29 protein-coding genes and 1 pseudogene are annotated in these 23,832 nt (G+C 51.3%); all 30 read left to right on the forward strand.

Features of this window, described 5'->3' with window-relative positions; all coding sequences use genetic code 11:
• Nucleotides 1–192: pseudogene (locus B9P82_RS28650) on the forward strand (hypothetical protein); the annotation flags it as partial.
• Nucleotides 193–1,294: 1,102 nt separating this feature from the next.
• Nucleotides 1,295–1,588 (forward strand): hypothetical protein, encoded by a 294-nt coding sequence (locus B9P82_RS00010; protein WP_101699709.1) that lies wholly within the window; start codon nucleotides 1,295–1,297, stop codon nucleotides 1,586–1,588.
• Entirely contained in the window at nucleotides 1,578–1,913 is a 336-nt protein-coding gene (locus B9P82_RS00015) for a hypothetical protein (protein WP_101699711.1), read from the forward strand. The genes B9P82_RS00010 and B9P82_RS00015 overlap by 11 nt, the downstream gene beginning before the upstream one ends.
• 11 nt (nucleotides 1,914–1,924) lie before the next feature.
• Nucleotides 1,925–2,392: a glycoside hydrolase family protein gene (locus B9P82_RS00020; protein WP_101699713.1), complete on the forward strand. Its 468-nt coding sequence runs from the start codon at nucleotides 1,925–1,927 to the stop codon at nucleotides 2,390–2,392.
• A complete protein-coding gene (locus B9P82_RS00025; RefSeq protein ID WP_101699715.1) occupies nucleotides 2,392–2,715 on the forward strand; it encodes a DUF7940 domain-containing protein in 324 nt (107 codons plus the stop codon). The genes B9P82_RS00020 and B9P82_RS00025 overlap by 1 nt, the downstream gene beginning before the upstream one ends.
• 10 nt (nucleotides 2,716–2,725) lie before the next feature.
• Entirely contained in the window at nucleotides 2,726–3,013 is a 288-nt protein-coding gene (locus tag B9P82_RS00030; protein WP_101699716.1) for a hypothetical protein, read from the forward strand.
• Between the two features lie 248 nt (nucleotides 3,014–3,261).
• Entirely contained in the window at nucleotides 3,262–3,768 is a 507-nt protein-coding gene (locus tag B9P82_RS00035; RefSeq protein WP_101699718.1) for a tail needle knob protein, read from the forward strand.
• Between the two features lie 12 nt (nucleotides 3,769–3,780).
• Nucleotides 3,781–4,014 (forward strand): hypothetical protein, encoded by a 234-nt coding sequence (locus B9P82_RS28185; protein ID WP_143704258.1) that lies wholly within the window; start codon nucleotides 3,781–3,783, stop codon nucleotides 4,012–4,014.
• Nucleotides 4,015–4,021: 7 nt separating this feature from the next.
• On the forward strand, nucleotides 4,022–4,762 hold the full coding sequence (locus tag B9P82_RS00040) for a hypothetical protein (RefSeq protein WP_101699719.1): 741 nt from the start codon (nucleotides 4,022–4,024) through the stop codon (nucleotides 4,760–4,762).
• A 1-nt stretch (nucleotide 4,763) separates the two neighbouring features.
• Nucleotides 4,764–6,095 (forward strand): terminase large subunit domain-containing protein, encoded by a 1,332-nt coding sequence (locus B9P82_RS00045; protein ID WP_101699721.1) that lies wholly within the window; start codon nucleotides 4,764–4,766, stop codon nucleotides 6,093–6,095.
• Between the two features lie 11 nt (nucleotides 6,096–6,106).
• Nucleotides 6,107–7,525, forward strand: a complete 1,419-nt coding sequence (locus B9P82_RS00050) for an anti-CBASS protein Acb1 family protein (protein ID WP_101699722.1) — start codon at nucleotides 6,107–6,109, stop codon at nucleotides 7,523–7,525.
• The gene (locus B9P82_RS00055; protein WP_101699724.1) at nucleotides 7,522–8,346 is read left to right on the forward strand and encodes a hypothetical protein; all 825 of its coding nucleotides are present in this window, start codon (nucleotides 7,522–7,524) and stop codon (nucleotides 8,344–8,346) included. Before B9P82_RS00050 ends, B9P82_RS00055 begins: the two co-directional genes overlap by 4 nt.
• A gap of 12 nt (nucleotides 8,347–8,358) precedes the next feature.
• Nucleotides 8,359–10,008, forward strand: a complete 1,650-nt coding sequence (locus B9P82_RS00060) for an NUDIX domain-containing protein (protein ID WP_101699727.1) — start codon at nucleotides 8,359–8,361, stop codon at nucleotides 10,006–10,008.
• Between the two features lie 15 nt (nucleotides 10,009–10,023).
• Nucleotides 10,024–10,884 carry a hypothetical protein gene (locus B9P82_RS00065; RefSeq protein ID WP_101699731.1) on the forward strand — a complete coding sequence of 287 codons (861 nt, stop codon included), beginning with the start codon at nucleotides 10,024–10,026 and terminating at the stop codon, nucleotides 10,882–10,884.
• Between the two features lie 16 nt (nucleotides 10,885–10,900).
• Complete coding sequence (locus B9P82_RS00070) at nucleotides 10,901–11,932, forward strand: DUF2184 domain-containing protein (protein WP_101699734.1); 1,032 nt, start codon at nucleotides 10,901–10,903, stop codon at nucleotides 11,930–11,932.
• 72 nt (nucleotides 11,933–12,004) lie between these two features.
• Nucleotides 12,005–12,487 (forward strand): hypothetical protein, encoded by a 483-nt coding sequence (locus tag B9P82_RS00075; protein WP_101699736.1) that lies wholly within the window; start codon nucleotides 12,005–12,007, stop codon nucleotides 12,485–12,487.
• Nucleotides 12,484–12,912: a hypothetical protein gene (locus tag B9P82_RS00080; RefSeq protein WP_101699737.1), complete on the forward strand. Its 429-nt coding sequence runs from the start codon at nucleotides 12,484–12,486 to the stop codon at nucleotides 12,910–12,912. The genes B9P82_RS00075 and B9P82_RS00080 overlap by 4 nt, the downstream gene beginning before the upstream one ends.
• Nucleotides 12,909–13,343 carry a hypothetical protein gene (locus B9P82_RS00085; RefSeq protein WP_101699739.1) on the forward strand — a complete coding sequence of 145 codons (435 nt, stop codon included), beginning with the start codon at nucleotides 12,909–12,911 and terminating at the stop codon, nucleotides 13,341–13,343. The genes B9P82_RS00080 and B9P82_RS00085 overlap by 4 nt, the downstream gene beginning before the upstream one ends.
• The gene (locus B9P82_RS00090) at nucleotides 13,327–14,268 is read left to right on the forward strand and encodes a hypothetical protein (protein ID WP_101699740.1); all 942 of its coding nucleotides are present in this window, start codon (nucleotides 13,327–13,329) and stop codon (nucleotides 14,266–14,268) included. Before B9P82_RS00085 ends, B9P82_RS00090 begins: the two co-directional genes overlap by 17 nt.
• A 4-nt stretch (nucleotides 14,269–14,272) precedes the next feature.
• A complete protein-coding gene (locus B9P82_RS00095) occupies nucleotides 14,273–15,667 on the forward strand; it encodes a hypothetical protein (RefSeq protein WP_101699742.1) in 1,395 nt (464 codons plus the stop codon).
• A gap of 3 nt (nucleotides 15,668–15,670) precedes the next feature.
• Nucleotides 15,671–16,108 (forward strand): hypothetical protein, encoded by a 438-nt coding sequence (locus tag B9P82_RS00100; RefSeq protein WP_101699744.1) that lies wholly within the window; start codon nucleotides 15,671–15,673, stop codon nucleotides 16,106–16,108.
• A gap of 2 nt (nucleotides 16,109–16,110) precedes the next feature.
• Entirely contained in the window at nucleotides 16,111–16,713 is a 603-nt protein-coding gene (locus tag B9P82_RS00105; protein ID WP_101699746.1) for a hypothetical protein, read from the forward strand.
• A gap of 123 nt (nucleotides 16,714–16,836) precedes the next feature.
• Nucleotides 16,837–18,657: a hypothetical protein gene (locus B9P82_RS00110; protein ID WP_101699747.1), complete on the forward strand. Its 1,821-nt coding sequence runs from the start codon at nucleotides 16,837–16,839 to the stop codon at nucleotides 18,655–18,657.
• Entirely contained in the window at nucleotides 18,657–19,373 is a 717-nt protein-coding gene (locus tag B9P82_RS00115) for a hypothetical protein (protein WP_101699749.1), read from the forward strand. The genes B9P82_RS00110 and B9P82_RS00115 overlap by 1 nt, the downstream gene beginning before the upstream one ends.
• Complete coding sequence (locus tag B9P82_RS00120) at nucleotides 19,370–19,645, forward strand: phage baseplate plug family protein (protein ID WP_101699750.1); 276 nt, start codon at nucleotides 19,370–19,372, stop codon at nucleotides 19,643–19,645. Before B9P82_RS00115 ends, B9P82_RS00120 begins: the two co-directional genes overlap by 4 nt.
• Nucleotides 19,645–20,664, forward strand: coding sequence for a hypothetical protein (locus tag B9P82_RS00125; RefSeq protein ID WP_101699752.1), 1,020 nt, complete (start codon nucleotides 19,645–19,647; stop codon nucleotides 20,662–20,664). The genes B9P82_RS00120 and B9P82_RS00125 overlap by 1 nt, the downstream gene beginning before the upstream one ends.
• Nucleotides 20,661–21,377: a hypothetical protein gene (locus B9P82_RS00130; RefSeq protein ID WP_101699755.1), complete on the forward strand. Its 717-nt coding sequence runs from the start codon at nucleotides 20,661–20,663 to the stop codon at nucleotides 21,375–21,377. The genes B9P82_RS00125 and B9P82_RS00130 overlap by 4 nt, the downstream gene beginning before the upstream one ends.
• Nucleotides 21,374–21,706: a hypothetical protein gene (locus tag B9P82_RS00135; RefSeq protein WP_101699756.1), complete on the forward strand. Its 333-nt coding sequence runs from the start codon at nucleotides 21,374–21,376 to the stop codon at nucleotides 21,704–21,706. The genes B9P82_RS00130 and B9P82_RS00135 overlap by 4 nt, the downstream gene beginning before the upstream one ends.
• Nucleotides 21,703–23,121, forward strand: coding sequence for a ubiquitin-activating E1 FCCH domain-containing protein (locus B9P82_RS00140; RefSeq protein WP_101699757.1), 1,419 nt, complete (start codon nucleotides 21,703–21,705; stop codon nucleotides 23,119–23,121). The genes B9P82_RS00135 and B9P82_RS00140 overlap by 4 nt, the downstream gene beginning before the upstream one ends.
• Before the next feature lies 1 nt (nucleotide 23,122).
• Nucleotides 23,123–23,827 (forward strand): hypothetical protein, encoded by a 705-nt coding sequence (locus tag B9P82_RS00145; RefSeq protein ID WP_101699758.1) that lies wholly within the window; start codon nucleotides 23,123–23,125, stop codon nucleotides 23,825–23,827.
• Nucleotides 23,828–23,832: the final 5 nt, after the last annotated feature.

Genomic DNA, 23,832 nt, shown 5'->3' on the forward strand with positions numbered 1-23,832 from the left:
GATGTAGCTATTAGACGATATTGTGATTGCAACAACACGCAAGACATCGCTCGACGAATTCAATACCACACTGGTGCTGATATTCAATATTGCCGTAAGCGCGTTGTGTGGTGCGAGAACGTCCTCGATGCGGAAATGTTTTACGCAATGAGGCGAGAAATGGAGAAGGAGATTCCAGAAATTGCAGCATAAGTAGAAATATTTTGTAAATATCTTGATTTCGGGAAATAGAAGTGTATATTTCCATGTATGCTCGGACGTCAAAGGCGAAAGAGCGAGGTGGTGAGATAAGCGAGGCGGCGCGCACCACTGAACCCCCTAGTTGGTATCTTCGACGCATCGTCTGGTACTCCAACCATCGCAAGCTGAGAGGNGAAATGGAGAAGGAGATTCCAGAAATTGCAGCATAAGTAGAAATATTTTGTAAATATCTTGATTTCGGGAAATAGAAGTGTATATTTCCATGTATGCTCGGACGTCAAAGGCGAAAGAGCGAGGTGGTGAGATAAGCGAGGCGGCGCGCACCACTGAACCCCCTAGTTGGTATCTTCGACGCATCGTCTGGTACTCCAACCATCGCAAGCTGAGAGGTTTGCAAGAGTTCTAACGCAAAAGAGTTGCGGTTACCCACCCAACGAAAAAGGCCCTGGCAGAAATGTCGGGGCTTTTTTATTGCCCAAATTCCTACCAGGAACATAAGAGCGAAAGCTCAACGCACTACCCTCATCTTGCCAGCCGCGCCGCTGGCTTTTTTNTTGCAAGAGTTCTAACGCAAAAGAGTTGCGGTTACCCACCCAACGAAAAAGGCCCTGGCAGAAATGTCGGGGCTTTTTTATTGCCCAAATTCCTACCAGGAACATAAGAGCGAAAGCTCAACGCACTACCCTCATCTTGCCAGCCGCGCCGCTGGCTTTTTTCGAGCGCATTACCACCAAGAACCAGACCCAACCAACTCATTGCTGAATATCTGTGGCTACGGTGATTAGTGCGCTTCAAAAAAGAAAACCCGCACAATGGCGGGCTTCGTGAAAATGGGCGACGGCAAGTAGTTGACGCTACTCGCCGCCATCTTGCCCGTGAATAGACTCACGAACAAAGACCGAAGGCCCATATCGTCTGATCAGACGGATGTAACTTAGTTCGGATTTGTTCATTAAACAAGATCCACATTAATAAATGTGAACAAGTCCCTCAATTTGAGGGTCGCATCTTTCGCGGCCTGGCTAGTCTCTCCCCGCGCCGTTTTACGGCCAGGCGCATTTTAAGCAGCCACCAGAGTGGTGGAGACTACGCAATGGCAAACGGAATCGACTTCATTCCGGCTCTGCTTCTCGCGGTCATCATGAATCTGGTTGGCTCACTGGCGAAGTATGCTTACAGCTCTCCTGATGAAAGAGTTCCGCTCTTTAATCATGTGATCGTGTCACTCTTTGCCGGAATGATGATGTTTTTATTTTCAATGACGAACGGGTGGTCGTTATACGTTATGGGTATTGGTTGCGGCGCTGCCGGTTGGCAGGGTGCATCAATAATAAGGCGTATCCATCCACCTGGGTTCGGACCAGATGGTGAAAGTGATGACAAATAACGTTGAGCTGAAGGTTGGGCGTTATGTTATCAGGATTATGCCTGTGCTTTTTTTCCTAATAACTGCATTCGCCTGTTACAACATCCAGGCGGTTATTGACAATAGTCAGCAAACAATCGTCCAGATGCAAAAAGAAAACAGCAGCCTTTCAAAGCGGCTGACTGCATCAGATTTAAAGCGCCGTACTGCGGAGCAGGAGTTGGCGTCACAGAAAAGTAATGGTCAATCCCCTGGTGTGGTGATCATTTCGCCAGAAGGTTCCAAGGTTCACACATTTGATGCCCCCAGAGCTTACCCCAGCGTGCAGAAAGATCTCATCTTCTGAAGGAAATAATAATGAGTAACATTGTGAAAATCCTAAATTATGAAGAGGGGTATAAGGAGCGACCATACATCGATACGGAGGGTTATCCCACTGTAGCGTGTGGTGTGAAGATTGGGCCAAAAGGTGCATCTCTGAGCAATTATATATTCACCGTTCCTCGTGAAGTTGGCGATGTATGGCTGGAGTCATTCGTTGCTTCAACTATCAAAAAGATGAATGAAAACCCTCTCATCATTTCCGCGATGAAAGCATGTAATCAGGAACGCAAAGACATCCTAATTAGCATGGCTTATCAGATGGGCGTTCAGGGGCTCGCGGGGTTCAAGAACACTCTCGCTATGGTGTCTTCTGGTAACTTCTCTGGTGCTGCATCCGGAATGCTATCAAGCAAATGGGCAAAGCAAACTCCAAACCGTGCAAACCGTCACGCAGAGGTAATGCGAACCGGGACGCTTGACGCCTATAAGGGGGTTATCTGATGAAAATATTCATCGCATTCTGCCTGGTTGCTATTGTTGTTCTGTTAATGGCCCAGAGATATACCCGTCTCGAGTTCGTGTCACACGCAAAGCTGTTGTTCAAGACTTGGTCTGTCTGGCTGGCTTCAATGGGCGCAATGCTGGGAGCATGGATACAGAGCTTCCCTGATGCAGCTATTCAGGCCTGGATGTTATTGCCTGAAGACATCAAAGGCTATATCCCTCACGACATTCTAGGTTACATCAGCCAGGGCATGGTTGTGATCGCGGTGCTTGCTCAGTTCGTTCGTCAGTCAAAGCTGAAAGACAAGGCCGTAAAATGAGGGAACCAAAATGAGTTCGTTAATGGCTGTCGGATGGGAGTACATACTTGGTGCAATAGGGATAATTAGTGCTATTGCTCTTACCTGGTTCACAGCGAAAAACAAAGGTCAGACAGAGGCAAAAGCTGACGCTGATGTTAAGAGTGCAAACTCAGAAAAAGAGATGGCACAGAACATCACCACAAAACAGGAAGCCACCATAAAGGCGGTGAAAGATGTTACACAGGAAAATCAGTCTCTGTCTGATGATGCTGCTCGCCAGCGCATGCGTGGATCGAAATACCACTCCGCAGATTAAATACGTATACGTCGATAGCGCGTGTACAGCTTTTCAGCCAATCATCACTCATGGGAAAGATCCTGATGTGATGGATGGTAGAACAGTAAAAGCAATAAACACCCATAACGACACATGGGACAGGCTGTGCGCTAAATGATTTGTGTGACCCTCTAAGGAGCGTGATTCACCATCTTGGCAAGCCGGAACAGACGGAAGTGACCAATCACTACTGAGAAGCAGAGAAACCGTTGCGCTAAGGAGAAGGTATGCTTTATCCATTTGGTAGTGTGCCGGGGCCCGCAGGTCCACCAGGTCCGGCAGGAGCATCATTAGTAAGACAGAAATCAGAGTGCTACTTCAGCGGATTAAGCCTGGTAATTCCAACCACGCCGACCAATCTGATTAACCTGATTAAAAACCTGACGCACACCGGCTCCCTTGCACCGTTCTTCAACACCACGACCAACAAGTTGAATGTGTTCAACCAGAACACTACGGTAACGTTCAAGGTTAACGTGATCGGCACATGGTCCGGCGCCTCAACAAACCGCAGCATGACGGTCGATTTCCCGCAGACTAACGGTAACTCGCTGACGAAAACGCGAGACGCTCAGGTCACGACGGATATCCTTTCTTTCCCGACATTCTTCAGTGTCGATAAGGACGGGAATCTGGCAACCAGCGGCAGTGACATCACCATCGTATCTAACGGCGCGACATTTACTGCAACAGCGATTCTTCTTGTTGCCGAGCAGATGGTCCCGTCAACTTAAAAGGTTAGTGATATGGCATCAACTCAAAGCATCGCATTAACTAACAACTGGCAGCAAATTACTACTGGAGTGGAGAATGCGTTGATTCAAACCATTTCAGGAAAGTTTGCATTGTGTGTAAGTGATTCGAATCCTGTTGAGCCTCAGGCTTTCCATGTGCTTTCAGAATTAAACATAACCCCACCAACAAAGGCATGGGTTAAAACATTCACTCCTGGAACAAAATTAGTCATTACTTACATGTAGGTGAATCATGGCAAAACCGGACTGGGGAGCTTTATTAGTCCAGTTCCTCGCCGAGCATGCCAAAACAGGAATATCCCCCAAAGACTGGTGCCAGGCTCAGGGACTTAATTACGCATCTGCGAAACGCTACATCAAAGTAACCTCGTATGGTGCGAAATCGCAGAAAGAATCTGCGAAAAAAAATGCGAATTCGCAAAAGTTAGATGGCGAGTCCAGCAAATCCGGGAAGGATAAAAAATCCACCCGCGAAACAGGCTCCCCCAAAATTTCCCGAGACGCGAAACCGATACGCGGATCCAGGCATGCTCCACCGATTAACGCATTCGCACCCGGAAATCAGCACGCACTCAAGCATGGCGGATACGGTCGCAGGATGCTCCTGTCTGACGCAATCACTGAAGACGCCAGGTTAATAACGCTAGACGATGAGCTGTTCTGGCTGCGTGCTGCGAACCTAACGGCTGCTGAAAATATCGGTCGCTGGCAGTCTGAGTTGGAGTTGGCTACTGAAGAAAGAGCGAAAGAACTGCACTCGCTAATTTCATCTGCTGAAAAAGCAATGCACCGAAATACTCAGCGCATTGAATCTCTGGAGTACACCAAAAGCTCTATTGAGAAGCTTCGGGTCGATGCTGCTTACCGAGAGCGCGCCACTGAAAAAGTGGAAATGGAAATCAACATCATGAAGGACGGCGACAGCGACAATGCGATCGTCGTACACAACACCCTGCCTATACCTGGAAGATGATATGGCTGACATTTACCTACCGACGCTGCATGACGGTCAGTTAAAGGTTTGGTCTGATTCATGGGATGGCCAGCTTCACGCGGTACGGTGTGGGCGACGCTGGGGTAAGACATTCATGCTTTCCAGCGCCGCGGTGACGTATGCCACTGCGCCGTTTAAGCGCCCTGGCATGGACATTGAACTCGGCGGCCGCGTCGGAATCTTCACTGCCGAATACCGCCAGTATCAGGAGATCTACGACAAGCTAGAAGAAATCCTGTTACCACTGAAGAAAAGCTTCAGCCGCCAGGAGAAGCGTCTTCTACTGAAGAACGGCGGAAAGATCGACTTCTGGGTCACCAACGACAATAAACTGGCGGGTCGTGGCCGTGAATATGAAATCATCCTGATAGACGAGGCGGCGTTTACAAAGTCGCCGGAGATGCTGAGGGAGATATGGCCGAAGTCGATTAAGCCAACGCTGCTGACGACGAAAGGCCGGGCCTACGTGTTTTCAACGCCGGACGGGGTGGACGAGGAGAACTTCTTCTATGCCATCTGCCACGACAAGAACCTCGGCTTTATCGAGCACCACGCACCGACATCTTCCAACCCGTTCGTTCCGCCGGAAGAGCTGGAGAAGGAGAAAGCCAACAACGACCCGCGCGTGTTCCGCCAGGAGTTTTTGGCAGAGTTTGTTGACTGGTCCGCCGCTTCGCTGTTCGACGTCCGCAAATGGTTCGAGGGTGAGAATCAGGATCAGCCTGTCGATTACCCTGAAATGTGCCAGGCCGTCTTCGCTGTCATGGACACCGCCGTCAAAGGTGGTTCAGAGCATGACGGCACTGCGGTGGTGTATTACGCCGTCGACACCCGTCCTGGCATCCAGCGCCTTACCATTCTCGATTGGGATGTGGTGCAGATTGACGGCGCGCTGCTGGAAACATGGATGCCGTCGGTGTTCGACCGGCTCAACGAACTTTCCGGCCAGTGCGTTGCCATCAACGGCAGCCTGGGCGTGTTCATCGAAGACGCCAGTATGGGCAGCATCCTCCTGCAGAAAGGAGAAAGCCTGGGATGGCCGGTCAACAAAATTGAGTCCGCCCTGACCAGCAAAGGAAAGGACGAGCGCGCCATCATGGCATCCGGTTATCACTACCGTGGACTGGCAAAAATATCCCGATACGCCTATGAGAAGACAGCCGTATTCAAGGGCGAAACAGCAAACCATCTGCATAAGCAGGTTTCCCGATTCCACTTGGCCGACAAGAAAGCGCATAAGCGCGCTGATGACCTGCTCGATGACTACACCTACGGGCTGATCATCGCCTTCGGCAGCGGCGACGCAATCTGACGAGAGAAACAATGAACGAAGACGATTTCGAAATCGGCAGCTGCTCTCCCGAGTTGATGGCGTTGCTGGATAGTGATGATATTCAGCCAGGATCATCTGTAGGGTATCAGGCCTGCAAAACGATTTACCTATACCACCCGCTGGGTGGCAAGATGGTGGATCGCCCGATTAAAATGGCGATGAATGAGCCGCGCACCGTGCATGTTGCACAATCCTACGGTCTTGAGCAGCGCCTGCGTGACGCGTTCGAACGTGAATGGAAAGCGATGGGTGCTAACCAGCACATCGCCAACGCCGCTCGCATCGCCAGAATTTACGGTGTATCAGCGATCGCAATGCTGGTTGATAACCAGGAGCCGAACGAATCGCTTGACTACCGTACGCTGTACAAACACAACGTCAGCTTTAATATCCTGGACCCGCTGAATACCGCGGGCAGCATCGTGCTGAACCAGGACCCTAACGCCCAAGACTTCCAGAAAGTCGACGGCATCCGGGTGGCGGGAAAGCCCTATCACAAATCGCGCTGCGTCGTCGTGCAGAATGAAGACCCGATTTACCTCGCGTACAACCCTGCGGCATTCGGATTCACTGGGCGAAGTGTATACCAGAGAGCGCTTTTCCCGCTGAAATCCTTCATTCAGACCATGCGAACTGATGACATGGTCGCGGTGAAGGGGGGGCTGCTGATCACCAAAATTGCAAGTGCCGGGGCCGTTGTTAACAAAGTTATGCAGGCGCTTGGTGGCTTCAAGCGCATGTTGCTGAAGAGGGGGAAAACTGGCGAAGTATTGCAGATTGGGCCGCAGGACGGTATCGAGTCAATCGACCTAAGCAATCTGGAAAAGCCTCTCGACTCTGCGCGTAAGCACATACTGGAGAACATTGCTGCCGCCGCCGATATGCCGGCGATCATTCTCAATTCTGAAACGTTTGCCCAGGGCTTCGGTGAAGGAACTGAAGATGCCCGCGCCGTGGCGGTCTACATCGACAACGTCCGTGAGTGGATGGATCAGCTTTATGCGTTCTTCATCCGTGTGTGCCAGTATCGAGCCTGGAGCATTGAGTTTTTCCAGTCTCTGCGCGCCGACTTCCCGGAGCTGAAAAACACCTACAGCGTGTATTTCGCGAGCTGGATAAACAACTTCGAATATCGCTGGCCTTCCTCTCTGAAAGAGCCGGAAAGCGAGAAGGTGAAGGTAGACGAGACGCGATTTAAGGCGATCGTCAGCATGCTGGAAGTGGTACTGCCTCAGCTCACCGCGGACCCGGAAAACCGGGCGACGCTTATCGAGTGGGCGTGTGAAAACGCCAATGCTAACGAGAACCTATTCCCTCAGCGGCTTAACCTAGATTACGACTCGCTGAAGGACAACCCTCCACCTGAACCGCCGAAAGTTGAAGCGCCTGGCGGCGGGATGATGCTATGAACACTTTCACCAGAACAGTGAGAGATGCGGTGAAGTCCTTTCTCCGCAACGGCTATTCGTCCCGTGAAGAGCTGGAGCGCTGGCAGGCGATTATCCGGCAGGCTGCCGAAAGAGAAACAGCCGATGACTACATGGCGATGGTCACTCGCAACCTGACGAAAGCATACGACCTGCAGGTTGGGCGCGCTGGCGCACTGAAGCGCCATCAGGGTATATCCCGGTTTACGCTCAACTACCTTGAGCCTAAGTTGAGGACGGAACTCGACAGGCGGATCCTCGCCAGCGCTGACCTAATCCAGCTCAACCGCAAAAAAGCCATCGACACCACACTGTCGCGGTTTAGCGGCTGGGCCAGCAGCATTCCATCTGCTGACAGCATTGCGCTGACTGGTATCCAGGGAACGATGCGGGAGACGGCAGACCACATTCAGAAGGCCGCCGAGAAGGTGGACTATGAAGCGCGCCGGGTGATGATCGACCAGAACCATAAGCTGATAGCCAACATCGACAACGTGATCGCAACGAGCAACAACGCGATTGCAGCGATATGGCACAGCCACTGGAGGAGGCCGGGTTATGACTTCCGCGAGGACCACAAGGAACGCGATCGGCTGTATTACCTGATTCGCGGGAACTGGGCGCAAAAAAATGGGTACGTGAAAGCTGGTCCTGCCGGTTACCTCGACGAAATCACTCAGCCTGGCGAAGAGGTCTTTTGTCAGTGCTACGTGACCTACATCTACAACCTCCGAAGCATTCCAGAATACATGCTGACCCGGAAGGGGCATAAGTTCATGGAGTCGATGAAGAAAGCAGCATAGGAGCATTAAAACGTGGCTATTTTTGGCAGCGGGATAATGTTCCGTCAGGGTAAGTTCGTCTTCCTGATCCAGCGCTCGGATGATGGTACGTGGTGTCAGCCTGGCGGAACGGTAGAGCCGGGCGAGCTGGCTATTGATGCCGCGCGCCGCGAGGTGCTGGAAGAGGTTGGTTATCAGTACGATGGCCCGCTAACTCCGCACAGCGTTTACGGAGATTACCTGACGTTTCGCGCCGAAGTGCCGGAGAAATTCGAGGCGAAGCTTAACGACGAGTCGCTGGCCGCCGGATGGTTCCACATTGACGATCTGCCCAAACCGCTTCATCAGCCCTTCGCTGAGATGCTGGAGCAGCAGGCGCTTAATGAAACCGAGGTGGCAGCGCTCATCGCTGACGGGACGCTAAGCAGCCCGCAATTCTTTATCAACATGTGGATGTTCGCCATCCGGGTTACCGGAACAGGGGTTACCTGGCGTTCCGCAGATCAACAGATGGCCTTTCGTAACCCGGACGACTATCTCACCCCAGATTTTCTCCAGCGAGTTGCCGGGCTACCGCTCATATGGCTGCACCCGGAGAAAAATACGCTTGATAGCAATGAGTTCGCAAAGCGCGTTATCGGCACCCTGACAAATAGTTGGGTTGCTGATAATGGCGAGGTGTGGGCGATTGCACGCGTATATGACGCCGAGGCTGCCGAAATAATGGCGACAAGGCAATTAAGCACCTCTCCAACGGTCAAGTTTGTTGAGGTTCCCGATTCAATCATTGAGATCGACGGTCAGCCTCTACTGGTGGAGCCATCCCCTGAGCTGCTCGACCACGTTGCAATTTGTGAACAGGGCGTATGGGACAAGCTCCTTGCCCCTACTGGTGTTAAATCTGATTCCATTCCAAACGAGGCTGAAAAGATGGACGAGGAAAAAATCGTAGCGCTGATTAATAAGGCGATCGATGCACGTATGGCCAAGGCTGACTCAGAAGCAGCAGACCTTAAGGCCAAGGCCGATGCCGAAGAAGCAGCCAAGAAAGAAAAGGCTGATGCTGAGGAAAAAGAGGCCGAAGAGGCGAAAGCCAAAGCAGACGAGGAAGAAAAAAACGCTAAGGAAAAGGCCGATGAAGGTGAGCTAAAAAAACTGGAACATGAAGCAAAGGGAGAGGATGACCGTCTGGAGCGTGAGCGTAAAGAACGTGAACGCGAAAAAGCAGACTCTCAACTGCGACATGAAATTGCAGAGCTTCGCTCCCGCATTCCTATGGAACTTAGCGATGAAGAGCGTAACGAAGTCGCCGACGCGCAGGTTAAGGCTGATAGCGTGTTTTCCTGCTTTGGCAAGCGCGCGCCAGTTCCACTGTCTGGTGAAAAGCCGCTGGCATATCGCCGCCGCCTGATGATCCAGCTTCAGGAGCATTCGCCTGACTTCAAGTCTGTAGACCTGTCATCTATCGCTGATTCCGCTCTGCTGAATGTGGCAGAAAAACAGATCTACGCCGATGCACAGAAATCAGCAAGTCTGTCTGTTGGCCCTGGCATGCTGCGTGAAATTAAGCGTGCTGATGCTACTGGTCGTCAGATTAGCACCTTTGAAGGCGATCCTGCTGCCACCTGGGCACCGTTCCAGTCTGGTAAACGTCAGGTCACCAGTTTTAACAACCAGGCTTAACGGGAGCTCTCAAGCATGGCTAATTTATCTCTTAACCCGATGGCAACCACGAATGCGCTTGGTTCCTTTGGTGTGCAGTCCGACGGTTATATTCAGGGCGTGGCGCTCGATGACCCTGCCAACCGCTTTAATCTGGCGGCTGGCACTGTGGCTGCAACTGAGACCAAACCAATTTGGGGCGGTCTGCCGGTTGCCGAGCTTCTGCCTGGCACCAGTTCAAGTCCGCGAGGATCATACATCCGTCGCGCAGCTTCAGTTGCCGAACTGGAAGGATTTACCGTCTTCAATCAGGCTCACAACGGCCTGACAACTCCGCAATCTCCTGTCCCGCTGTACGCCTCTGGCATGAGCGTTTCGTATTACCGCCTTGGTTCTAACATGCGCGTTCCGCTGAAAGCTTCTGCGCAGGTTGTTGCGCTGGGCACTTCCTGCGCCTCAGTGAAAACTCCGCTGGCCTGGGATTTCGTGAACAACCAGATCACCACCGCGGCGGCGGCCGGTTTCTCTGGTTCTGATATTGCGACAACCGCTGTGACCTATGCCTCTGGCGTAGCTACAGCAACCACGGCGTCTGCTCACGGACTTACTGCTGGTCAGTACGTGAAAATCAGTGGCGTTGTTCCTGCTGCGTACAACGGTACCGTTGTAGTTCTGTCTGTACCGAGTACAACCACCTTCACCTACGCACCGGCAACTGCACCAAGCGGCGCAGCAACTACGCAGGGCACTATCGGAGCAGTTACGCTTTCAGACATCACGCTGCCGGTAAAAGTGATCGCCATCGAATCAGGGAACTCCAAGACTGTCAGCTATGACAGCGCGACGGGCTTCCTGACCTGGAATAACACCGACAGCTGCGCGCTGGTCTTACTTTAATCGGGAGCTGAATTAAATGGCTGCAATTACCCCCAGCTACACCATCGTCAATCCGTCGTATATCGCGCCGGAGATGATCCTTGGTTACCAGCAGGCATCAGGTGCGTTTGAAACCATCGCCAGCGGTAACCCGCAAGTCCGTCTCGGCGTAGGCGATCAGTACGTCTACATGCGCCGCCTGGATATTCGAACCCAGACCACCTCCAGTCAGTCCGGTAACGGTAACCAACTGCCGAGCGTTGCATTGGATGCGAAGATGATTTCCACCCCAACCTACCTGTTCCGCTGCCGTGGTATCTACGATCACCATGATATGGCCGCTGCTGGTAACTGGAACTTTGCACTGCCTGAAGCTCAGCGACTCGGTATGCGTCAGGGAATCTTTCAGCAGCTACGCTCTGCTCTGCTGTATGGAATGAACCCTGCAGGTGGTGAGGGGCTTCTGAACACCGCTGGTGCGACAACAGAGTCACTGCCGGCAGACAGCAGCGGAAATACTACGGTGCTGACATACGACCACGGCCAGATGGCAGTATATCTGTTGGGGCACGTACAGGCAGCCCTGACCAGAACCATGCAGTTGGGTCGCCAGCAGCGCGTCGTAATCCTCGGTCCTCAGCGCGTACTTGGTGCTATGGAAATTCAGCAGATCGTTCAGTTGACCTCTTATCAGCGTCCTGGTGGTGGTACCGATACAGTTGGCGGAACAGTTAAAGACGTACTGAAAGGTGCGAATGTTCAGGTTGACTGGGTATATGACGACACTCTGATCGGCGCTGGTGCAGGCGGTACCGATGCGGTGGTAATCACCATCCCAGAGGTTGAAGTGCCTATGGTCAACTCGACTGTGAACACCAACGAATTCGCCAAATTGACCCCGTCACTTTCTGCTAACGCGCTGATGTTTACCGATATGGCTGCTCCGCGTGAAATTCCTACGCCGATTGCAGGTGGTGCGATTGATGTCCTGTCAGAGATGCGTTCCACTGCTGGCTGGGCTGTGCGTCCTGAAGCTATCACTATCCTGTCGATGGCATACAGCTCCTAACCCGTTAACTTGAGAATCGCGTAAGCCTCTGCCGAGAAAACTCAGCAGGGGCTTTTCTTATGAGGTCAATAAATGAAGCTGTTTATCGCTAATACCACCAAACAACGACAAATTTTCGCTTTCCGCCGACTTGAAACTGGCCGACTTGTTCAGTTCCCTATTAACCACGGCGAACAAATGATGGTTCTGGACGGTTCAACTGAAGAAGTTGATGCTGTTGTTCAGCATCACCAGGTTTACGGGTTGGTTGACTCAACGAGAATTGATCAAAGCCAGGCGTTTGTCGGCCTGTGCTATAGCATCAACAAACCTGTTCCGTCGTCGGTAATCGAAAAAGCAATTCGTGATAACGATATTCACCTGACCCGTGGTGCACACGGTCGCCGTCAGGCATCTGTAGCTGCTCTTGATAGCTCTCTACGCGAAAGTGGCACCGGATATTCCGGTGAGATGGAAGTCAGCGCTGAGCAGGCTAAAGGGCGCGAAGACAACGAAGACACCCAAACGGTTAACGAAACAATCGTTACTGAGAAATCCGGGAGCAAGAAAAAATGACAACGAGCCTGTCGGGATTCATCGAATTCGTTCGAACTGACATGGGCGTGACCGCCGCGCAGGTTCCCGACGACTCGCCGTCTTTCACCCTGGCGTATGGCGGCGCGGTTGAATGGGTAAACCCTGATATCGCGTGCGTCACGCCGAACCTGTACACCGTTGCAGTGTACAACCTGGGCGCGTCTTTCCTGGTCAACTACGGTGCCGAATCGGTATTTGCCGAATTCAGGAAAGAGTATGGCCTGAATAATTTCAAGGCTGGCGTGATTACTGGTGCCGGGGATAACTCAACCAGCGCGCAGCGTCTGGTGCCTGATTTCTTCAAAGATTTGTCTCTGGCAGATCTGCAGATGTTACAGGACCCTTGGGGACGTCGCTATCTGATGATTGCCCAGCAGTTCGGTAGTTTGTGGGGGCTGTCATGATCACCTTCCACCTGGGAGTGATTGACATCCCGTATGAGGACGAAAACACCACGACCGGAGACGTCGCCGAGTATCTGGAGGAAAAGTACCAGATCATGCAGACGTTTTTTGACAGGTATAGCAACGACATCGCTGACCTGATGGCGAATGACATGGCAGCGTCGCTTGAGAACATGATGGCCGGAGCACCGCCTATCAGAGATCCTCTTGCTGAGTCGATGTCACGGATACATGACCTGTTCGTCGCCTTCCTCGACAATACCGAAATGAACGGATTGCCTGGCGTACCTACGCGCCGCGCGCAGGATGGTATTTCCAGGCGATTCAAGAATAAAAAAGGGCCACCGCGTCCTTCATTTATTGATACCGGAACCTATCAGGCAGCGATGCGCGCCTGGGTAAGCGGGGTGCTGAATGCCTTCCCTGAGTGAGTTGCAGCAGACTGCTAAAACCGAGCTTAACGCCACGCTGACGCAGGGTCTTGACGACTTGAGCCGATTTCAGGTGGTCACGTTCACGAAGTATATCCGTAAGGTTCTCCCCCTCGATGGTTTCGTTTTCTGGGTGAAAGCGTCAGTACTGTCTGACGACCCAAGCAGCGATCCCGATACGGTTGACGTTAAAGGCTACCTGCACCTTACTACCGAAACCATTCAGGACGATGAGCAGCTTTACGACAGGAACGTCGTGACATTTACCGCGCAGGCTGACATCGACCCGTTCAACGACATCGGATCTGATGTCCTGTACATCGGAGAATTCTTTGGCATCCAGTTTTCATTCTCCAGGCGTACCGGACTAAACGAACCGGCCAACCTCTACCACTACACTGGGGAGGCAATATTCCCCTATATGCGCTCGCAGATCATCAACTCTGCTGACGATATCGACTTGTCTGATGTAGTGGTTTCGAGCTCATTGCCGGTATGGCTGACGCTGAGTCAGTACATGCCGATGTTCCCGGCCATGCTGTCTACGCAGAACCTTTCACCGCCGTATGCAACGGTAAAGTGCAGCAACACCGCGCCGATCGCCGGTAGCTTCTATCTCGATGAGCAGCAGAACCAGTATCAACTTGTTTCTGAGGATGTGACGATCTCCATCACCGGGCTACGCAATTCCGGAGTGGAAGATTTCCTGAGGTATGTGCACCAGTACACGCTCGCCGATGATGCGGAAATGGGCGTGATGAACATCCCGGTTGTTCAGGACGAGCGCGTCACGCAGAACGAACTGAACATCATAGCCATGAGAAAAACGATCAAGTTCAAAGTCAACTATTACCAGCAGCGCATGCGGAACGTCGCGCGCAGGCTGATCACGTCAGCGATTCCGTCCATTTACCCGGAGAAATAAATAAATGGCAATTGTTAACATTAACTTCTCGGTGACAAATCCACCGAAGCCCTCTCAACTGCTCAAATCCGGCGCGATGATCTCCATGGGCGGAACAACCCTTGCGGCTGGTGAGTATCAACTCCTGACGACTAAAGATGATCTGAAGGATATCACCTCACCAGCCAAGACCATTTCAACGATTACCTGGGCAACTGGTGTTGTTACCGTTACGCTTTCAGCAGCTCATGGATGGAACATTGGCGAAACTGTCCCGCTGGTTGTATCTGGAGTTACCCCATCAGCATATAACCGCGCTGTCACCGCCACTGTGACCACATCTACCGCTTTCACTTATCCGCTGGCGACAGATCCTGGAACGGCAACAGTCATGGGTACGGTGAAAACCGTAGCGGAAAACGAAATCATCGAAATGAACACCACGTTCTGGTCCCAGGGAACGACCCGTGCGGTATATGTCCTGGAGCTTGGTGATGTGTCGGTTGCTGCTGCTGTCGCCGCTCTGTCTGACTTCATCGATGAAGATATCTCTCTGGGCAACACCTACCAGAAATTCTTCTCGTACCTGGTGCCGCGAGAATGGGACGGTGAGACGACTTTCAAGACCCTGACTGGCCTGTATACCAGCCCGGCATCACTGGTTTATTTCTTCGTTACCACCACGATCGCCACTTACCAGGCGTGGGTCGCCACCAAAAACAAATCTGTGTTTGCCGGTGTGGAATCGACAAATATCCCTGCAGGCGAATTTTCCATGGCCGCCTGGTTCCAGTCCTCTCTGGCAAACGACCCTGGATCATCAAACATGGTTCCGCCGATGGCATACCGCTTTGGTTACGGGGTTACCGAGTATCCGGTTGAAGGTAATGGCACACTGCTGAAGACACTACAGGATAACAGCATCAACTACGTTGGCACTGCTGCGGAGGGTGGACTTAGCAACAAAATGCTGGTAGCTGGCCACATGCTGGACGGAAATCCGTTCAACTACTGGTATTCCGTGGCGTGGACTGCCATTAACCTCGAGCTCGACCTGGCTAACGAAATAATCAACGGATCAAACACCACTGTTAACCCGCTGTACTATGAGCAGAACGGCATCGACCGACTGCAGCGCCGCGCTCTTAAAACTCTGCGTAACGGCATCAGTTACGGCCTGATCCTCGGACGAGTAATTGGTACCGGTCTGACCCAAGAAGACTTCAACACCGAGTACGAAAAAGGTACGTATGCGGGTAACGCTGTTATCAACGCTGTGCCTTTCGCGAATTACACCAGCCTGAATCCGTCAGATTACGCAGATGGCAAATACAATGGTCTGAGCGCCGTAATGACACCGCGCCGCGGCTTCGAATCCATCACGTTTAACGTGAACGTAACCAACTTTGTAGGGGCGTAAAAAATGGCAAACCCATTAGTACCGCAGGGATTCCTTAATCGTGTACGCGGAGCGGTATCGGTAACTGACGTTCCTGCACTAAACATTACCGCCTCTTATCTTGGTAAAGATGGTATCAGCATGCGTCCTGATGGCGCAGCAACGGATATCATCCCGACGATGACCGGAACTGTTGGCAGTCAGGCTCCATATCAGCAGGTGACAGTTACTGTTCATTTGCTGCGTACCCAGGGGCTGAGTGACAGCTACAAAAACCGGTTCGCCACCGACACGGCGCTTGGGGAGGTGGTGATCACTCCTGACGCAAACACGTTGAGTAATTTCACCGTGCTTAACGCTTATCTGGTCAACTTCAACGAACTTCCGTTTACCGGTATGGATGCCGGGTACGTGGTGACCATCAGCGGTTACATACTGGCTAACGACAACATGTGGGTCTGATTGTGAAAATTGACAAAAAGCTCAACCTTGTAACAAATATCACCCGTGAAGACGGGTCAATCGTGTACCTGCATGTGACACCGTTCCCATATGAGGTGGTTGAGGAGCATTGCCTGCTGCTTGGCAACCTATTCACCAACTTCATCTCACAGGTAGGAGGCCTTGGCTCGGCACGGGTCGCCGCAATGATGCTCCGAAAAAAGCTCAAGCGCGAGCAGGAACTGAAGGATGAAGTTAACCAATCTACTCAGCAGTCTCAGCAGACTCCAACCATTGTTGATGAAATTCAACGAATGACGTCAGTTGTCTGGAATGATGGCGGCGTCTGGAAAACTACATCATTCGAAGTAGCTATGAAACAGGGGATTATCTCTCCTGATGAATATCGAGAAGTCGAGGGCGAAGTGGTTTTTTTTATGGTTACCTCTGCCATTCAGAAAGCACATCTGATCGCTCCGACGGTCGGAACAGTGTTCGAAATGTTCGGTGGGCAACTCGTATCATCGAGCGTTACGGCGTTCCGAGATTCGTTGCAGACGTCGAATCAGCCTACCGATACCCATACCCAGACTGCCCAGCCGGAAATGTCATATATACCATCCTAGACTGGGCGTCGAATGAGGGATTCTGGCGGGTGATAAGGGAAATAACCGGCGAAGAATTCGCCAGCCCTGCGCAGTACCGCCAGCGATACATCATTTCCGCGCTAAAAGACAGGGGTTCCTTCAATGGTGGCTAAGTCTATTGTCGATATTGACGTAAATGACGACAAATTTGTCTCATTTATGGAGAAGTTCAAGGAATATCAGGCTGCCCTTGAGGAATTGCCTGAGGCATGGCGCGGGCTTGCCAATGGAGCCACTGACGCCACTAAAGAGACATCCAAAGCAAAAGCGGAGGGTGAAATGCTGGCAAAAGCTTTCTCAGAGGGGGCCAATGCCATCCTGTCTATAAACAGCGGTATTGATCGCCTCAGCGAAGGCCTGGACAGAGCAAGCAAAAGCCAGGAAGAATTTAATAAAAAAACCAGGTCATCAAAGGGCTTCCTGAGCGACGCGACAAAGGATGCAAAATCACTGGCTGGCCATATCAAGGATGCGACAGTAAGCCTGCTGTCATGGGGCGGTATTGTCGGACTGTTCACTGGAGTGCTGGGGGTTGGTGGGTTATTCGGCATTAACCGACTGGCAGCAGCAACCGGATCTCAGCGATTCACATCCCTCGGGATTGGTACAAGCATTGGCGATCTGGACTCAACTGGAATTAACTACCAGAAAGCTCTCGGCAACCCGACGGGAACGCTGGGCGCTATCCGCGACAGCCAGATGGATCTGTCAAAACGCTGGCAGTTCCAGGCTATGGGCATCAACAACCCTGATCAGGATCCGTCGAAGCTCCTTCCTCAATTGATTCGAAATGCTCGAGACATATTCGTCAAAAACGGCAGCACTCTTCAGGGGGCAAACGCCTACGGTATGACCAACTTTTTCAGCCTTGATGACCTGAATCGCTTTAAAAACATGAGCGATGAAGAAATCGATGCGATGGAGCGCCGGGCGCAGAAGGATGCGAAGTTACTGCAGATCACCGATCAGCAGGCGCGGCAGTGGCAGGATTTCAACGTCCAACTGGATTACAGTAATCAGAGCATCCGTAACACGTTTGTGCGCGGTCTTGGGCCGCTCGCCCCGCAACTGAGCAAGCTTTCTGACGCCCTGGCTGGAGCCATCGACACAGTTCTGCAGTCACCGGAGTTGGGAAAGTGGATTGACGGACTTGCTGGCGGTATTGAGCGCTTCGGAAATTACCTGGCGTCGCCAGAGTTCACCAAGGACGTTGACAGATTCATGTCAGGTATTGAGAAACTTGGAACACTTATCGGGAAGGTTTACGACTGGGTTGTGGGTAAAACTGATATCTCTGTATCGGACGTGGCGTCAGTATCCTCGATACTGAGCGACAAGAAAGTCACAGATCCGAATTCTGGCCAGACTTATACGCCTGGTTCTGAAGATGACCCTCGGGTGTGGGGATGGCTGAAGGGCGTTAAGCGCTTCTTCTCCAGTGGTGATGTTAAACCTGTTGACCCAACCCCTGCGGATGTGTCAGCCAAAGGAAGGACGATAGCCGATCGGTTCAATAACCCGACAAACCTGCGCTGGGCAGATGGGTACGGCACGCACAACACTCAGAGCGGGAAATTTGCTGTCTTCCCTACTCTGGATGAGGGCGTACTAGCGTCGGCGAAACAACTGCAAATTTATGGCACCCGCGGTATCAATACCGTCAGCGATATAGCGAAAAAATGGGCTCCGTCTAACGAGAACGATACGGCTGAGTACATTCGGCACGTTGTCAAAACGACCGGTCTTGGCGCTAACGATAAGCTGAATCTCAACGACCCTGCGATTCTGGCAAAACTCATTTCCGCTATGTCAGTGAAAGAGGGGGCCGGTAACCGGGTTAGCGAGGGCGCTGTTATCCAGATATTCAACAATACAGGCGGCAATGCCATCGTTTCATCATCACAGCTTGGAGTGACTGGATAATGGCATTTACTCGCGAACTCTACAGGCTTGGATTTGAAATCTCACCAGTCATCCTCTGCAATGGAGTTGCGGAGGCTATCCCCGGCGGCATGCTGCCGATAGTGGCGCTCACCCAGAGCGCCAGTTTTGTGACTGGCCTGATCGGTGGGGCAATCAACCTTACTGACCTGGACAAGTATTTTTGTCACTGGCGGCCGGTTCAGGGCGCGACGATGGTCGACTATGACATCGCACGTTACCCGTTTGCTAACCAGACCGTCGCGGCCAATGCGCTTCTGGCTCAGCCGTTGAGGGTAAGTCTGATGATGGATGCACCGGTAAACGAAAATACCGGCGCCATGACCAAACTGGTAACGCTAAGTTCTCTGCAGGCTGTGCTTCATGCACATGCCAATCTGGGCGGAACTTACATCGTGGCCACACCATCAATCATCTACAACAATTGCATCCTGAAAACGGTTAAGGACAACTCAACCGGTAATGATCCTCTACCTCAGCGGTCGTGGCTCTGGGATTTTGAACAGCCACTTGTTACCGAAACTGCTGCTGACCAGGCCGTTAATAGTTTCCTTAGTAAAATTGACGGTGGAGACCAGAACAACAGCAGCGCATGGACAAACACTGTCAGCGCACTTGGCAACACATCGCTTGGCGGATCAGTTACTGAGGCGATTACTGGTGTAATTGGCAAGTTGCAGGGGGTATTTGGCATATGAGCATCGTCAATTACCCGTTCACCGGGCTTGAAAGGAAGAGCATGACATTCTCGCCCGTTCTCGACGGGACGGTCTACACCTGCCAGATGAAGTGGAACATCGCCGCGCAGCGCTGGTATCTACTGATTACCAATAGCGCTGGAAATCTGGTGCTGAATACTGCCGTTGTGGGATCGACATCTGCCGGAGGGATAAACCTTCTGAATGGGGTGTTCACTTCGACGACCATGATATGGCGGGAAAAGAACGGGAAGATTGAGGTAACGAGCTGATGCGCTATTACGAAATTAATATTTTTGATGGCGACACTTTAATTCAGCAATATTCCAGCCTGAAGAACGGAGTCTACAATCCGGGGGCGCTGATGGTGGAGTTTGACATCATGCGCTTTGGTGAATCAACGCCAGCAGGAGAAACCCACCTGACTGTATGGGGTATCGGCCCCAAAGACATGCAGCAGGCCAGACAGAACCTTTATGGAAAGCGAATTCAGATCTTTGCTGGCATGTCAAAAGGTCTTCCGCTGGCGGGCGTATGGGATAAAAAGCTTGCCATTGAGGGCACCATTTTTCAGGTTTTCGGAAACTGGCAGGGCACAGAGTTACGTCTTGACTTCATCATTGTCGCGGGTCCGGTTAATACTACTACCCGCGGGCAAATGGCGCCTCTCCAGCTCACTATGCCATGGTCTATGGGGCAGAAACTTTCATTAGCGCTGACACAATGTGTCATGACGATGGGAGGGTTTACGCCTAATATCAGCATTAGCGATAGGCTGACATTGAATTACGATCGACCGATGTTTTGCGGATCTCTTTCTGATCTGGCAAAAAACCTGCGCGCGTTTTCGCTGTCCCGCATCAAAGACCCTGGCTACACGGGCGTTGAAATTGCCGTGGTCAACGGAAACGAAATACGTGTATGGGATAACGACTACGCCAATCACCCTGATCAGGTCTCAAAGACAAGCGCGACGGAAAGGAGCAAAAATCCTGTCCAGATAAATTTCAATGACCTGATCGGACAGCCAACGTGGATCAGTTTTGGCGTTGTCAGCGTCATCTGCGTTATGCGCGCAGACCTGCAGACTGGCGACCACATCCTTATGCCGGAAAAGGCAAGGCCAATGATCCAGGCATCTTCTTACTCGCAGTTTCGCGATGACTCGGCCTTTAACGGTGAATTCGTCGTTCAATCGGTGAGGTTGCTGGGTAACAGCAGGCAGCCAACAGAGGAAGCGTGGATCACCGTGATTGAGGCATACCCGGCGGAGGCGGTTAGGACAAAATGAGTGTTGACCAGAAGCTTAATTTCGGCCGGAACATGAACCGGTTTGTTGAGCAGAAATTTAATGAGGCGTTTCAGGCGGCAGGGAAAATCCTGCCGGCCAGCATTGTTGAGCAGCAGGGAAACATGGTCACAGTGGCTTTCGAGCTGCATGATACACCGTACGTTTTCATGAATGTAACTATTCCGCTTTTCGGTCCGCAGTACATCCGCTATCCGATGCATCCTGGGGACAAAGGTATTGTCATCCCTGCTGACACCTATCTTGGCGGGGTTAGCGGCCAGGGGGGAGGCGTTGCCGATCTCACGCCACCTGCAAACCTAAGCGCCCTGGTATACCTGCCGATCAGCAACACCGAATGGGAGTCAGTCGACGGTAAAGTTGTCACCATATACGGGCCAGAGGGTGTGACCATCCGGGACCAAGGAAGAAACACGACGTTTTTGTTAACGCCTTACAGCGTGGCAATCGCTGCCGTGGATCAGTTTAAGGTCACAGTCGGAAGCACCGTCCTAACCCTTACACAGGGCATGTGGAGCATCACTGGAGATGCTGGCAATCTGCAGGACTCAACAGCTAGCACCAGTCCAGCGATCATGCATGCAGGATGGGAGGCCCTGGTTACATGGCTGAATTCTCACCAGCATTCAAATGGTAATGGAGGTTCAAACACTGGAGCTCCAACCACCACTTTCAACGGGAATATCACGCAATGAGAACCTATGGAAGAGACGAAAATGGTAAGTGGGTCTTGGTGGTTCCTGATGAAAATGGCTTCAACGATTCAATTTACCTGACGACGCTGATCCAGAATCTGAAGCTGGCACCTCAGGAGTCACCATTTTTTGCAAATAATGGCATTCCGGCGCAGAGCTCTGTCATTCAGCAGGTGCTTCCAACCTACTATGTTGACAGGCTTCAACGGCAATTTAGCCAGTATTTCTCATCGCTGCAGATCGCCTTGGTGAGCGATGATCCACCCGTATACAACATTTCGGCGATAACGAACGCCGGTTCAAAAATTATCACAACGGTGAACGTATGAGTGATTTGTCCGTTAGCTATGACGCAGCCGGCCCCGTGCCGAAAACATCCGAAGATCTTCGCGCCGAGCTTGTTTCAAGAGCAACTGAGTTATCACCGGGTATCACGACAGACCTTCCTGGTTCCTTGATTGAGGATATCGTAGGTACCGACGTTGGCGCGCTGCTTATTGCAGATCAAATACGCGTCGACAACATCAACTCCGTAGGTCCGCTGAAGGCGAATAAGTTCATGCTGAACCTGCTGGCTCAGCAGGCAGGTATCACACCACAAAAAACAGATGGTTCGACAACTGTACCTATCGTTTTTGAAGGTCCGGTAGGGTTTGTAGTACCACAGGGATTTCTGGTAAGCGATGGCACGTATACCTACCAGATCGCCGATGCGACAGTGATCCTGTCTTCAGGTATCAGCGCGATGGTAACAGCCACTGCAACGAATACCGGTTCGTGGGCGGTGCCTGTTGGATCAGTTAACCAGATACTTACGAGTCTGCCGTCTGACATTACCATGAACTGTACTAACCCTGTTTCCGGTACGCCCGGCGGTGCGCCTGAAACCAATTACGAGTTTCGCGATCGTGTATGGGAAGGTCAGATGTCAACCGTTCAGGGTTATCCTGGATTTATCCGTCAGAAGCTAACCGACCTGAGAAATGTTCAGGCTCGGCTGGTTTCGGTTGTCCAGAGCGGTAATGCATGGATTGTGATGTGTGGCGGCGGCGATATCTATGAGATGGCAGGGGCCATTTATAAATCAGCAGGCGACATCAGCAGGCTCAAGGGCGCAGACCTGAATGTCACGGGAATTACCAATGCAAATCCTGGGGTTGTCACGACTGACATCACCCATGGGTTCAGCTCAGGTCAGGTGATTAACATTACCGGAGTAACCGGTATGAGCGGCATCAATAACGTGCCACTTACCATTACCGTACTAAGCTCACATACCTTTTCCGTTGGCATCAATACGACTTCATCCGGCACGTGGACGGGTGGAGGAATTGTTACCCCGAACCTGAGGAATAATGTTGTCACGATCAATGACTGGCCTGATAACTATGTCATACCATTTGTGATCCCACTACAGCAGCTTGTGACGATAAAGTTTGAATGGTCAACGGAAAGCGAGAACTACCTGACTGACGCTACTATTGCCTCTCTTGTTTCTCAGCCAGTAATTAACTACGTTAACGGGATATTCGCTGGAAAGCCAATTAATATCAATAACGTGAAGGATGTATTTCTACAATCAATTAATAGCACGCTGGATATGAGCTTGATATCTACTCTTAATGTTATTGTCACTGTGAATGGCGTCATAACTAGTGTGGATGCAGGTACTAATATTATTAGCGGTGATCCATACAGTTACTGGTTCATGGCCTCTGATGGGGTTATCGTAGACGGGATATAAAATGCTGGAAGATATCATTAAATCCTACCTGTATACGCAATATAACGACGATGACAATATTCAGGCATTCGTTACTGCGTATAACTCTATGGCTCAGGAAATTTATTCATGGATGATTAACGCCAATCTTCCTATTTTTGTTGGAGGGTATAATTCTGGAGATCAGCTTAAATGGATTGCCAGAGGTATTTATGGTGTGAAGCCACCAGTACTTGTAAGCGGAAAGCAGAGCATATATGGTCCATTTAACGCAATGTTGTTCAACCAGTTGCCCTTCAGTGGTAGAAAGGTGGTCAATCAGTCCGAGCAAGTTGTCGTTTCCGATGACCTGTTCAAACGCATAATGACATGGAATTTCTACAAGGGTGACGGTTACTACTTTACTATTCCATGGCTTAAGCGTCGGATCATGCGTTTCCTTACTGGCATTGATGGCGTTGACGTTGTTAACGATCAGCGGTGGAGTATTTCAGTTCTTTTCTCAGGATCTGTAGCTAGTATAACTATCATCAAAGGATACAGAAAGTTAACAGAGTCATCGGTCTTCAATAGTTTTTCATTCAACTCTCGGGCGTATAATCAGAAAAATAATGTACTAATTAAAAGCAATGAGTATGGATACGCATCATTATTCAAGCAGGCCTTTGATAGCGGCCTGCTACATATGCCATTTTACCAACCTGTAAATATAACTATTGTTGGATAATCATC

It is taken from the genome of Citrobacter sp. L55, assembly GCF_002850715.1.
Classification (GTDB): Bacteria; Pseudomonadota; Gammaproteobacteria; order Enterobacterales; family Enterobacteriaceae; genus Citrobacter; species Citrobacter braakii.

Excerpts from the sequence above, each read along its gene's own strand:
- B9P82_RS00010 (WP_101699709.1), top strand. The coding sequence starts at position 1,295 with ATGGCAAACGGAATCGACTTCATTCCGGCTCTGCTTCTCGCGGTCATC.
- B9P82_RS00015 (WP_101699711.1), top strand. The coding sequence starts at position 1,578 with ATGACAAATAACGTTGAGCTGAAGGTTGGGCGTTATGTTATCAGGATT.
- B9P82_RS00020 (WP_101699713.1), top strand. The coding sequence starts at position 1,925 with ATGAGTAACATTGTGAAAATCCTAAATTATGAAGAGGGGTATAAGGAG.
- B9P82_RS00025 (WP_101699715.1), top strand. The coding sequence starts at position 2,392 with ATGAAAATATTCATCGCATTCTGCCTGGTTGCTATTGTTGTTCTGTTA.
- B9P82_RS00030 (WP_101699716.1), top strand. The coding sequence starts at position 2,726 with ATGAGTTCGTTAATGGCTGTCGGATGGGAGTACATACTTGGTGCAATA.
- B9P82_RS00035 (WP_101699718.1), top strand. The coding sequence starts at position 3,262 with ATGCTTTATCCATTTGGTAGTGTGCCGGGGCCCGCAGGTCCACCAGGT.
- B9P82_RS28185 (WP_143704258.1), top strand. The coding sequence starts at position 3,781 with ATGGCATCAACTCAAAGCATCGCATTAACTAACAACTGGCAGCAAATT.
- B9P82_RS00040 (WP_101699719.1), top strand. The coding sequence starts at position 4,022 with ATGGCAAAACCGGACTGGGGAGCTTTATTAGTCCAGTTCCTCGCCGAG.
- B9P82_RS00045 (WP_101699721.1), top strand. The coding sequence starts at position 4,764 with ATGGCTGACATTTACCTACCGACGCTGCATGACGGTCAGTTAAAGGTT.
- B9P82_RS00050 (WP_101699722.1), top strand. The coding sequence starts at position 6,107 with ATGAACGAAGACGATTTCGAAATCGGCAGCTGCTCTCCCGAGTTGATG.
- B9P82_RS00055 (WP_101699724.1), top strand. The coding sequence starts at position 7,522 with ATGAACACTTTCACCAGAACAGTGAGAGATGCGGTGAAGTCCTTTCTC.
- B9P82_RS00065 (WP_101699731.1), top strand. The coding sequence starts at position 10,024 with ATGGCTAATTTATCTCTTAACCCGATGGCAACCACGAATGCGCTTGGT.
- B9P82_RS00070 (WP_101699734.1), top strand. The coding sequence starts at position 10,901 with ATGGCTGCAATTACCCCCAGCTACACCATCGTCAATCCGTCGTATATC.
- B9P82_RS00075 (WP_101699736.1), top strand. The coding sequence starts at position 12,005 with ATGAAGCTGTTTATCGCTAATACCACCAAACAACGACAAATTTTCGCT.
- B9P82_RS00080 (WP_101699737.1), top strand. The coding sequence starts at position 12,484 with ATGACAACGAGCCTGTCGGGATTCATCGAATTCGTTCGAACTGACATG.
- B9P82_RS00085 (WP_101699739.1), top strand. The coding sequence starts at position 12,909 with ATGATCACCTTCCACCTGGGAGTGATTGACATCCCGTATGAGGACGAA.
- B9P82_RS00090 (WP_101699740.1), top strand. The coding sequence starts at position 13,327 with ATGCCTTCCCTGAGTGAGTTGCAGCAGACTGCTAAAACCGAGCTTAAC.
- B9P82_RS00095 (WP_101699742.1), top strand. The coding sequence starts at position 14,273 with ATGGCAATTGTTAACATTAACTTCTCGGTGACAAATCCACCGAAGCCC.
- B9P82_RS00100 (WP_101699744.1), top strand. The coding sequence starts at position 15,671 with ATGGCAAACCCATTAGTACCGCAGGGATTCCTTAATCGTGTACGCGGA.
- B9P82_RS00110 (WP_101699747.1), top strand. The coding sequence starts at position 16,837 with ATGGTGGCTAAGTCTATTGTCGATATTGACGTAAATGACGACAAATTT.
- B9P82_RS00115 (WP_101699749.1), top strand. The coding sequence starts at position 18,657 with ATGGCATTTACTCGCGAACTCTACAGGCTTGGATTTGAAATCTCACCA.
- B9P82_RS00120 (WP_101699750.1), top strand. The coding sequence starts at position 19,370 with ATGAGCATCGTCAATTACCCGTTCACCGGGCTTGAAAGGAAGAGCATG.
- B9P82_RS00125 (WP_101699752.1), top strand. The coding sequence starts at position 19,645 with ATGCGCTATTACGAAATTAATATTTTTGATGGCGACACTTTAATTCAG.
- B9P82_RS00130 (WP_101699755.1), top strand. The coding sequence starts at position 20,661 with ATGAGTGTTGACCAGAAGCTTAATTTCGGCCGGAACATGAACCGGTTT.
- B9P82_RS00135 (WP_101699756.1), top strand. The coding sequence starts at position 21,374 with ATGAGAACCTATGGAAGAGACGAAAATGGTAAGTGGGTCTTGGTGGTT.
- B9P82_RS00140 (WP_101699757.1), top strand. The coding sequence starts at position 21,703 with ATGAGTGATTTGTCCGTTAGCTATGACGCAGCCGGCCCCGTGCCGAAA.
- B9P82_RS00145 (WP_101699758.1), top strand. The coding sequence starts at position 23,123 with ATGCTGGAAGATATCATTAAATCCTACCTGTATACGCAATATAACGAC.